The organism is Natrialbaceae archaeon AArc-T1-2, assembly GCF_030273315.1.
Taxonomy (GTDB): domain Archaea; phylum Halobacteriota; class Halobacteria; order Halobacteriales; family Natrialbaceae; genus Tc-Br11-E2g1.
This window is the reverse complement of sequence record NZ_CP127175.1, coordinates 180,456-190,949: the sequence shown is the minus strand read 5'-3', so window position 1 is coordinate 190,949 and position 10,494 is coordinate 180,456. Positions and strand designations below refer to the sequence as shown.

Below are 10,494 nucleotides of genomic sequence, written 5' to 3'. Positions count from 1 at the left end.
GGTCGTGTCCCAAACTCGTCTAGAGTCGTAACTGACTCCTGTGGAAACAGGGTCACCTCTGGTACCTACCCCGAAGTGACCCATGCACGCCACAATCGACGCGCAAGTCACGGTTAGCATCGACTTAGACAAAACGCTACCGCTTGCCACTCTCGCTGAATCTCTCACAGAGCTTCACCTCGAGGCGACGATCCTCGAGGAGCTTGTCAAAAGCCTCGACGAGCGCCTCGTCGAGGCGTACTGTGGGGAGAAACACGCGCGCGGAAACGGCGATCGCCGTTTCCAGCGCGCCGGAACCACAACACGAACAGCTGTGACAACCGCAGGAGAGCACGAATTTTCCCTTCATCACGTCAAAGACACCGCTGCCACCGGTGACGATCCTACCTACTTCCGCCCTCTCGAAGATCTCATCAAATTCGACGGGCAGCGCATCTATCAAGAGGATATTTCGCTCCAGAGTACCGAACTCGCTACGTCGCTCAGCTTTCGTGATGCCGTTGCCCACGGCGACGGCTTCACTCCGATGCCTTCGAGAACCACGATCAACCGCCGAGTCCGTGAGTACGGCAGCAAACTCGGTGACTTCGTTCGTGATCGGCTTCCTGGGACGAATGCAGACACTGTCGTTCCTGACGGAACGAAGTGTCATAGCCAGGACGATCACTGCACGTACCACGACGTCAACGTCACTCTCGGACAGATCACCGAAGACAACGCGGAAACCACGCTCTTAGACGTCAATGTCAACGAACCGTGGGACGATACAGCAGAAGATCTCGAAGAGAACGAGGCGATCACTGACGACGCGACGGTCGTCAGTGACGCCGAGGAATCCCTCGTCGACGCCTTCGAGACCAGCTATCGATCTCATCAGCTCGATCTCGTTCATGTCGGTCGAACGCTTGGATACAAGCTGTGGAAGGACGGTACCTTTTCGCTCAAAACGCGGAAAGCGATCGCCTCAGACGTCACAAACGACTTGTTCCATCTGAAAAACTCGGTTGCGCTCCATGCACCGAGGAATGAGCGTTTGGCGATCCGCGAGCGGATCGACCAAACGCTCGAGAACCTCACGAAGGAGGCGTGGCGCTTAGAGCAACAGGACTCTCCAAAAGCAGCGGCGTACCTCCGAAAATGGGCACAAGCAACCGTCACATTCGCCGAACTCGCACTCGAGGGACAAGAGGTTCTGTGGACATCGAACGTGGTTGAACGAGCCATGGGCGAAATCTCGAAGCGGTGTAAAAACCAGTGGATGAGATGGACAGAGTCCGGCTTAGAATCGCTCCTCTGGCTCAATCTCGTGAGATATGCCGATTCCGAGCAGTTCGCGGCGTTCGCCGACGAACTGCTCGAGCGTTCAGCCAAAACAGCCATGACATTGGAGGTGTCAGTTGACGCTACCAGAGGCGAACTCTAGACGAGTTTGTGACGGGACCAAGAAATTGACGAGCTGGTCCTGAAGTGGAACGATCACATCAACACGTCGGCACTGTTCCGCCAGGCGCTACGAGAAGAGATGCGAGTTCGTAATGTTGATCCACATATACTTCGAGAACTGTTAAACCGAGCTGAAGAGCAGGGGTACTGTCTCGAGGATATCGCTGCACAGACGAACAGGCTCGACGATCTCGAAGCACTCATCGAATGTGACACCACATCGGTGCGGCCAGCTCTCGCTGAACAGCCATGATCACGATGTGGCTGAAACCGGAAACAGACCTATCAGACACGCCACGTCCGTCATCAGACACATACTGGCGACTCCTTCGGCAGACGGTGGTGGTGCTGGCCTTACTCGGACTCGTGGCGATGAAACCGGTCGCCGCTCAAGATGATGTCGTCTGTGAAGCCGAGCAGCTCCCGGGTATGATCTCGGGGTTTTTCCAAATCACGACGGCTCTCGGCATTATCGGACTCGTCGTCGTCTGGCAGGCCGACTCGCTTGCTGAAATGTTCACGGTCAATCCCGAACAGAAGAAGGGGCTGAAACAGCACAAGCGGACGGCATTGAAATCCGCCGTGATCCTGCTCGTACTGGGCCCGCTCTATACCGTTGCAGGTTCGACGATGGGGTTGCCGCTCGCCGAGTGTGTCGACCTGGTCCCATGGTAGATACGTCACGACTGGTCTCCCCCTCACAGACGAGATGCGGAAGCTGATCCCCACCATTGGTCTCGTACTCCTCCTCGGCGGACTCGTGGCCGCCGGCGTGGTGAGTGCCGATGCCGATTCTCCACCACGTCCCGGTACTGATGAGAGCACTCTCGACGAAAACGAAACCGCGACGCTGTGGTCGAAAGAGTACAACGCCTGTCTCAGCGATGTGGAGTACTACGACCGATACGGCGAGAACCGGACGGATCTCCACGCGTTAGCCAACTGTACGGATATCACGTTCGTCGAGCCACCGGACACTGCCGCGAACTGGACCAGCTACGATTTCGAGACACTCGAGCCGGGCGATGATCAGACGTCGATACATCCCGAACACGCCGAGACTGCTGACTCGCTTGCGATCGCTGACGCTCACGCGACGATCTTCGCCGTTCATCCCTCAACGATCGTCCAGCGAGATGATAACGAAACACCACACTACGTCGCCCCTGACGGCGACCTACGCGGGTTCGTCGACTATCGAACGCGTGTTCCCGAGCCCGAGTCAGACGGTGATCGAACTGTCGAGTGGTCCATCCTCGGCCACGGAACCGAGGAGGTACGTCTTCGACAGGACGGGAACGTCGTCGATGCCCAGAATGGTCAGCACACACCGACAATCGAGTACGAACTCGAGGGAAGCGGATCGTCGACACTCACGTTCGAGGCAGATATCGAAGTCGAACTCGAGCGTACAATTACCGAACGAGTCGGCAATCGGACTGTAACGCGGACTGAGTTCGAGACAGACGAACTCACGGTCTCTAACGAGTTCGACGTGAATGTCTACAACCTGACTGCGTCGATCTACTACGCCGAGTATCCAGACGGTGAGGCTGGGGTAGCGATCTACCAGTCCCAGCCGTGGCACGGGTACGTACTGACGGAAGACGAGACGGCAGCCGTCCGTGGCAACTGGCGGTATTACACGGCTCGAGAGACGAACTGGGACACACTCGTCCACTCCTCAGAGACTGACGAAGAGGTCGTCGACACCGATGCCCTCCCTGTCTACGTCCGTGCGTTTCCGTCGGAGACCGGCCCCCGTGCTGATCCGGTTCGCGATGGGCCGTCGATCGAAGAGGTCTGGGGGACCGAGAGTTCGCCCCCGAACGAGACGATTCACGAGAACGTCGAGATCGACGTCGTCGACAACCCTTACACCCGCTCGTACGGGCTTGCGATCCGGTATGACGACGCCGATCGCGATCACCTCGCGGTCCAGGGGATCGTTCGTGACACGACGGCCGAGCTCGTCGAACCGGAGGGTGGAACCGAGCGCGACATCCGTGAAAGCGAGCTATCAGTCGAGGTGCTCGAACAAACCGAATCCGCAGCGACGCTCGAGATCGAGCTTCGCGATGCCGAGACTGGCGACCCGATCATGCTCGAGGGTCTGTTCGGCGACCACCCTCGATGGGACCCGATCGGTGTCACGACACGTGATGGCTACATCACGATCGCTGACGAGCGTGTCGAGACGGGCGCCTCCGGGAAGGCGATAGTAACTGTGACACAGCCTGGCATCCACACCGCCGAATATCATCCTGGTACGTGGCGAACCCACAATCCAGCGTACGTTGGTGATACAGCGACCGTCTCGTGGCATCCATTGACAACGGCGAGTGGCTGGTTCACGCTTTTCGTTAACGTCTTCTGGATCTCGATTCCGTTCCTGGTCGCGCTATATGCCGGTCTGAAACTCGGCTCGTTTCTACACATCCCTGATCAGAACCCATGATCCAACACGACCCACCCCGACGTACCGTCCTGTGTGGTATCGCAACCGGCGCAGCTGCCGCCGTGAGTGGTTGTCTGAACAGTTCCGACAACGGTGAAACTGATTCCGGTGACGACGGCGTCTTCACGACTCTCGACGTCGAGGGGACGGACCTCGTCATCGAACTCACCGAAGAGGCGTCGATCGATCAGGTGAACGTGATTGATCCAGACGGCGAGCTATTCGCCGAGCGGTGGATTGCCGCCGGTGTCGATCGCGAGACTGTCGAACTCGGAACGGACTATCAGCCCGGTGAGTACGAGATTGTCGCGCTTGAGGACGACACCGAGCAGACGACACAGTCGATTACGCTCGAGCCAGACGTCCAAATTACGGATCTTCGGCTCGCCCGGAACCATCCGGATGACATGTTCGAAGATGCGAGTGATATTGATATCCGGACAGAGACGATACTCACGCTCGAGAATACTGGTACTGGGCCAGATGCTGCAGTTGGTCTCTACTTTTCTGGGGATATTCCACGCCCAACGCCAGATGAATACGAAGAAAGTGGAATCTATGATACGGACAGCGATATTCGTAGGGACGCTGACAGCGTCGCCCTCCCACCGGGCGAAGGCGTGACTATCTATAGTCAACTAATGCCCTTCTCTGAGTCGGGTGGGAACGTTTCTTGTTCTCCAGACACTACCGAGGGAGACCTCCGAGTTGTTCTTGAGACTGCTGTCCAAGAAAGTTTCTCACCTAGAGACTACGCGGTAACATATACGGGTGAAGACCTAGCCGAATGCGAGATTGAAGTTGAGGTGAACCCATGAGCTCACTTACCGAGTTTGGTCGTCGCTGGTTCGAAGATATCGTTGAGACGACTATTGAGTGGTTCCAGGAAGGTGTGGTTGACGGCTATCACGATTTTACGGAAGGAGCATTTGGAACACCGGTACCCGAAACGAGTGGGAACTTCGTCTTTGGAACTCCCACGAATGATCCCTGGATCGAGCTTCACGATACACTTGTCACTGGCGATATTATGCTTCTATCTCTGCTTCTTCTAGTGATTTTCGTCCAGGCGCGTCATACGATCCGTATCTTTGATTTCGGAAGCGTCTATGAAGCCCGCAAGGCTCGACGATCTGCATGGACTGGTGCATTCTTGATTGTGACCTGGTACTGGGTTGCAGTTCTTGTTCTATATCTTGTCAATGGATTCACGATCGCGTTTGTACCAGATCTTGACGCTCTACGGGAGGTGCTAATCTCATTTCTCGATGTGTCTATTTCTAACCCAGCTCTAGCGCTGTTGATGGCTGCGACCGGTGGTATTGCGATGTGGACACTCCAAGCTCTCTTTTTCATCCGAGAACTTCTCTTGTTTATCTACCTGTATGCGATGCCAATCGCCATCGCAGTTGCATATGGTCATCTGCCAGTCGTCTCTCGTGTTGCGAAACGTATAGCTACTAAGTTCATTCCACTGGCGATTATGCCACTTCCGGTAGCGATCCTGTTCCGTGGATACGATTTGCTCTTTGGGACTGGTGCAGAGTCCTCTCTCGCACCAGAGAGTACGTTTTTGAGCTACCTCATCGGTGCGTCGCTCCCAGTATTCGCGCTCATCGTGATCTGGAAGCTCTTCGCCTATGCCAGCCCATTGACAGCGAAGGCCATTGGTGGTGCGGCCACGGTCGGTGCGGCCGTTGGTGCCGCCAAAGTGGCTGGGCCACTTGCCGCAACGACAGCCGCTCGCTGGGGCCCGAAAGCAGCCGCATGGCAAGTTGCTGGACAGCAACTAAGCAGGCAGCAGCAGACGACTAATCGCCAACCGACCGAAAGCCACTCGAGCGCCAGCGGAACCGAGGGAACAGCACACGACAACGTTGTCTCGGACGCCTACGGTCAGCAAGGCGTCCCGCAGTACCGACGCACCGAGAACGACCCCGGGTACTACTAACTATGGCCGACCGAGACGCCGCATCCAGGCGAATCATGGACGAACTGGGTGAAGAGAATCGTGTTCCGATCGTGAACCTCGAGGAAGGAGACGTCTACGTTCTCCTCGGGTTCCCGATTGCAGGGTTACTGCTGGGTGGTCTGACCGGGATCGACGCCCTCGTTTTCCCGTTCGTACTCGTCGGTGTTGTTCTCGGCGTTGCATCCGTCTATGCCAGTCCAGCCCATCTCTCGGCGGCGACGTGGCTTACGGACGTGTATCGGTACTACTGCAGGCGGCCTCGAGTGAGCTACAACGCTCCAAGTGAGACCGGCCACGCTCGAGAGCAGCCCGACTCGCGGTCGAACGAGGGTGGGCTGATCAACTACACACCGTTCGCACCCGACGAGCGAACCCAGGACCTCACGAACATCGAGCGGGCCTGGCCCGGTGCCAGCACCGTCCAACGAACCGACGGCACGATGGAAGCCTTCCTCGAGATCGATCCGGGAAATATGGACTTCGCGATGAGCGGCGACTGGGCACACGTCCAGGACGTCGCAGCGGAGTTCGCGAACAAGGAACTCGATTACAGCCTCAAATTCCACGCAACGACCCGCTCTTTCCCAGTAGAAGAGCTGACCACACAGATTGACGATCGACTTGCTGACGACGACGTCTCCGATAATCCGATCTTCGAGGAACTCCTCGAGGAGTACCGCGACCAACGCCCCCGTGATCTCGACGGTGCCCAGCAGATTCGCTACGTTATCGGTGTTCAGGTCAGCCCACTCGAGGTCTACAATCGCTACCACGACGAACACTCGCCGGCCGAGAAGCTCACTACGCTCCCCATGGTTGGCTTTCTGTTTAACCCATTCGTCACCCGGCGTGAAGATTTGAGCGAGACAGAGGTCCGAGCACAGATGTTCGACAAGCTCGACCGACGTTGTCGGGCTGTCCAGACCGAACTGGTACAGAAGGCCCCTGGCTGGTCGGCTCGCCGTCTGAGCACAGTCGAACTGTTCGTGCTCGCGATGGACTTCTGGAACGGCGAAGAACACGACTACGACGACGCCACCAACGCTGTTCGCGAACAACCAATTCTCGACCACCAGCGGAGGGATGACGATGCATAGTGTGGCTGCTGTCGGCGCTGTTTTACTCGCCACCCTCGAGCAGCGTGTGGCTGTCCTCGAAACCGCACACATCGTTGCAGCGCTTGTCCTGCTGGCTGTTTTCGCCGGTGTTGGCGTGGCGGTCTACCGAAACCGAGCACGAACTGATGAGAAAGAAATCGACTTCTCGGAACTTCTCGGCGAGGAGACGATCGAGGCCGGCGACGTCGAAGGGAAGATCCTCGAGGAGATCTCCGAGCGTCACAAGAGCGCAGTCGCTCCATCAGCTGTTACGTGGGAGACACGCGCCGCACAGGTCGGTGAGCAGTGGACGTCCACACTGTACATCGCCGACTACCCCGACTATCCCAACGACGGCTACCTGAACGAGTTGTTCGAACTGACCGACATCGAGTTTGATCTTACCGTCCACATCACACCGAAGAATCAGCAGAAAGCTCGTGATGAACTCCAGCGGGTCGCCGACGACCTCCAGGTCGATGCTGACCTCGAGCAAAGCGTCCGCGGAGCCTATCTCCAGGAGCGGGCCAACGAAGCAGTCTCGACGTACAAGTCAGTCGAAAACGGGAGTCGTGTCTTCGACCAGGGGATGTTCGTTACTGTTCGGGCGGAGACGAAGGATGAGCTTCGTGAGTCCGTTCGGACGATCCGAAGCCGGCTTCGCGAGCAACCCGCCGGTCTCTCGCCGAAGACGGCGATCTGTAAGCAAGACCTCGCGCTGCAGGCTGTGGCTCCGATCGGATCGAACCCGTTTGGTCGCGAGGCGATTTCACTCGGCGGCGCTGTTGGTGCCTTGCTTGCCTCACCACACAACGCGACAATTCTCGAGGACGGCGGTGTTGAGTTTGGAATCCACTGGAAGAACGAAAGCCCCGTCGTGATCGATCCGTTCGCTCGCGAAAACGGCTACGCGATGTTCACGGTCGGTGATCCCGGCTCCGGAAAGTCGTTTGGCGCGAAGCAGAACTTTATCCGATCGATCGAACAGAGCGAAGACCGAATCGGGATCATCCTCGAGCCGCTGAACAACTGGGCTGGCGTCGCCGAAGCCCTCGGTGGGACGCGAATCACCGTCGGTGGCGATATGGGATTGAACCCGCTCGAGATCAAGCCAACGCCCGAACGGATCCAGCGGGCGATGGGTGAGGACGCCAGCCCCTACCGCGAGAAACTCGACAGCGTGATGAGCTTCCTCTCGAACTACTTCGCCCTCCGTGGGATCCAGCTTGGAGACAAGCGAACCACGCTCGAGACAGCGATCGAAGAAGCGTACGCCAGGAAAGGCATTACGGACGACATCGCGACCCACGACAACGAGAGTCCGACGACGCGAGACGTCCTCGATATCCTCGAGGAGATGGTCGACAATCCGGAAGGGTTCGTCGTTCGGACGGACGAGGAAACGAAGAAGATCGAGTCGGACGCAACGTGGCTGATTGACCAGTTGCGATCCTTTGCAGAGGACGGTCGCTACGAAAATCTCGGGCGACCGACCGAGTTCGACCTTCGCGACGAGAAAGTGATCTACCTCGATTTAGCCCAACAGGAGGGCAGTCTGGGCGGCAGCACGAGTCTCATCATGCAGCTGTTGATCACGCTGGTCTACGAGCGTGCCAAGGAGACGGACAAGGAGGTCGTGTTCGTCATCGACGAGGCCCGATACCTGATGCAGGATGCAGCGAGTCTCGAATACCTCGAGATCGTGTTCCGCCACCACCGTCACCACGATCTCTCGATCCGGATGATCACCCAGACTGTCGACGAGTTCTTCCAGCACGCCGAGTCAGAGGCGATCCTCGATCAGTGTGCGATCAAGCAATTCCACCATCTCGATGGAATGGACCAGCACTGGGCCAACGAGTTCGGATTGAACTCGGCGCAGATGCGGTTTGTCCAGGACGCTGTCCCTGGGAGTGAGGACATCGGATACTCCGAAGCGCTCGTCGGCGTCGACGGTGACTGGCGTGGTATCGAGGTCCACGCACTCGAGAAAGAGAAGGAGGTGATCGACTTCGACGCCAAAGAGCAATCTCGGGATGAGCTCCCTGGCGTCTCTGAAGGAGATGGACGACAATCCACAGAGGACGTCCGAACAGACGAAACGGATCCCGAACAGCAGCGAGAAACGGACCACGAGGTGCTAACGTGGACTGACGGAGGTGACCAGTCCGATGAGTGAGTATATCCGAGTGACACCAACCTCTGAGGCACTTCACACTACAGAGATTCCAGCCGCACTCGAGAGTCTGCACAAACTGACGAACCCGGATACACGGGGGTTGTCGGATCGACTGAATCCGTTTGCTGATACGAGCCCACCGACGCTCGAATTCCTCGCTGTCAGCGAAGGGAAAGACGAGCCAGTCGAGTTCTACTACGGTGTCGACCACCCGGCGCATCTCGAGACGCTCGAGAAGCGGCTCAAGACGATCTACCCACAAACGTTCGACATCACTCGGTGTGTGCTGGACCTCGAGCGAAAACTCGTCCAACCAGTCGAATACACACAGGACGAGTATCACGAACGACGTGCAGACGGAAGGTTGTTGGAGTCTTCAGGAGCCGATGAACAGGTTGACCACGAGCGTGAAGAGGACGAGCGAACGGACGGTGGTCGGCCGGTTGCCGACAACGACGACCTCGAGTTCGCTGACCTCGAGACGGAAGCCGGTGGCGTCGAGCGTGGTGATGGATCGGTCCTCGAGTACACCTCCGACGCGTCTACTAAAGACGGGGGTTCAGTACTCGATGAAGGAACGTCGTCTACTCCAGAGTCCGCGACCATCTTCGCCCGGCCATCACTCAAAGAGGTCGAGCCAATCGGTGTCCAGTGGTACGGTCGGGCCGAGCGCAAACGCGACTGGATGACGACGATCAAATCGTTCGCGAACCGGGATCCGAATCCAAGCGAATACGATACCGAGCAGCCCCCACTCGCGACGCTGATCGATCATCTCACCGAACTCGAGTATCCAATCGCGTTCCAGGTAGTCTGGCAGCGCAAAGCCGAGTGGGTGGCTGACGCAGAGTTGCGAATCGAAGATCTTCAAGATGGACGAGATACGTTCGGGCAGCGCTACATCGGCCCGCTGTTCGAGGTCGGCGAGATTAACCCAGAGGACCGACAGCAGAATCTCGGGACCGAAGTCCGGAATCGAATCGACCGGATCGAAGCGAAACATCCAAAACGAACCTTCACCGTCAATGCTCGAGCCGTCGCGCTTCCAGCTCCTGATGATGGCGAGACAGACAATCGTGTCGAAACCCAACTTGATCAACTCGCTCAATCGCTGAACGCCTTAGATGGCCCATTCTACGAACTCGAGGGACACCGACTCCGATCGAAGGGAATGTTGCATCGAACGAAACGAAAACGTGCTCGAGCGGTCCTCGAACGCGTACTCGATGGAGAACTGGTCACGGGTCGGGGGAAATGCCGCCCTGATCTCGTGTTGAACGCCGATGAACTCGCGAACTTCACTGTTGTCCCCTCGTCCCAGGATCTGACGGTCGAAGGAAGCCGT

Annotated in this window: 9 protein-coding genes; 8 read left to right on the top strand and 1 reads right to left on the bottom strand. The window is 57.5% G+C overall.

From position 1 onward, the window contains the following. Window positions 1-82: 82 nt before the first annotated feature. Genes QQ977_RS16885 through QQ977_RS16850 form a run of 8 tightly spaced genes read left to right on the top strand, consistent with a single transcriptional unit; the run spans window position 83 to window position 9,149 of the window. Window positions 83-1,423 (top strand): ISH6 family transposase, encoded by a 1,341-nt coding sequence (locus QQ977_RS16885; protein WP_285925768.1) that lies wholly within the window; start codon window positions 83-85, stop codon window positions 1,421-1,423. Between the two features lie 24 nt (window positions 1,424-1,447). After that, a complete protein-coding gene (locus tag QQ977_RS16880) occupies window positions 1,448-1,696 on the top strand; it encodes a hypothetical protein (RefSeq protein WP_285928957.1) in 249 nt (82 codons plus the stop codon). A gap of 5 nt (window positions 1,697-1,701) precedes the next feature. After that, window positions 1,702-2,118, top strand: a complete 417-nt coding sequence (locus QQ977_RS16875; RefSeq protein ID WP_430540858.1) for a hypothetical protein — start codon at window positions 1,702-1,704, stop codon at window positions 2,116-2,118. Window positions 2,119-2,152: 34 nt separating this feature from the next. Next, window positions 2,153-3,901, top strand: coding sequence for a hypothetical protein (locus tag QQ977_RS16870; RefSeq protein WP_285928857.1), 1,749 nt, complete (start codon window positions 2,153-2,155; stop codon window positions 3,899-3,901). Further along, a complete protein-coding gene (locus tag QQ977_RS16865) occupies window positions 3,898-4,719 on the top strand; it encodes a hypothetical protein (protein ID WP_285928856.1) in 822 nt (273 codons plus the stop codon). The genes QQ977_RS16870 and QQ977_RS16865 overlap by 4 nt, the downstream gene beginning before the upstream one ends. Next, window positions 4,716-5,852, top strand: a complete 1,137-nt coding sequence (locus QQ977_RS16860) for a hypothetical protein (RefSeq protein ID WP_285928855.1) — start codon at window positions 4,716-4,718, stop codon at window positions 5,850-5,852. Before QQ977_RS16865 ends, QQ977_RS16860 begins: the two co-directional genes overlap by 4 nt. Window positions 5,853-5,854: 2 nt before the next feature. Further along, on the top strand, window positions 5,855-6,970 hold the full coding sequence (locus QQ977_RS16855; RefSeq protein WP_285928854.1) for a hypothetical protein: 1,116 nt from the start codon (window positions 5,855-5,857) through the stop codon (window positions 6,968-6,970). Beyond that, window positions 6,957-9,149, top strand: coding sequence for a VirB4 family type IV secretion system protein (locus tag QQ977_RS16850; RefSeq protein ID WP_285928853.1), 2,193 nt, complete (start codon window positions 6,957-6,959; stop codon window positions 9,147-9,149). Before QQ977_RS16855 ends, QQ977_RS16850 begins: the two co-directional genes overlap by 14 nt. Window positions 9,150-9,768: 619 nt before the next feature. Here the strand turns inward: QQ977_RS16850 and QQ977_RS16845 are convergent. Beyond that, a complete protein-coding gene (locus QQ977_RS16845) occupies window positions 9,769-10,257 on the bottom strand; it encodes a hypothetical protein (protein ID WP_285928852.1) in 489 nt (162 codons plus the stop codon). Between the last annotated feature and the right edge of the window lie 237 nt (window positions 10,258-10,494).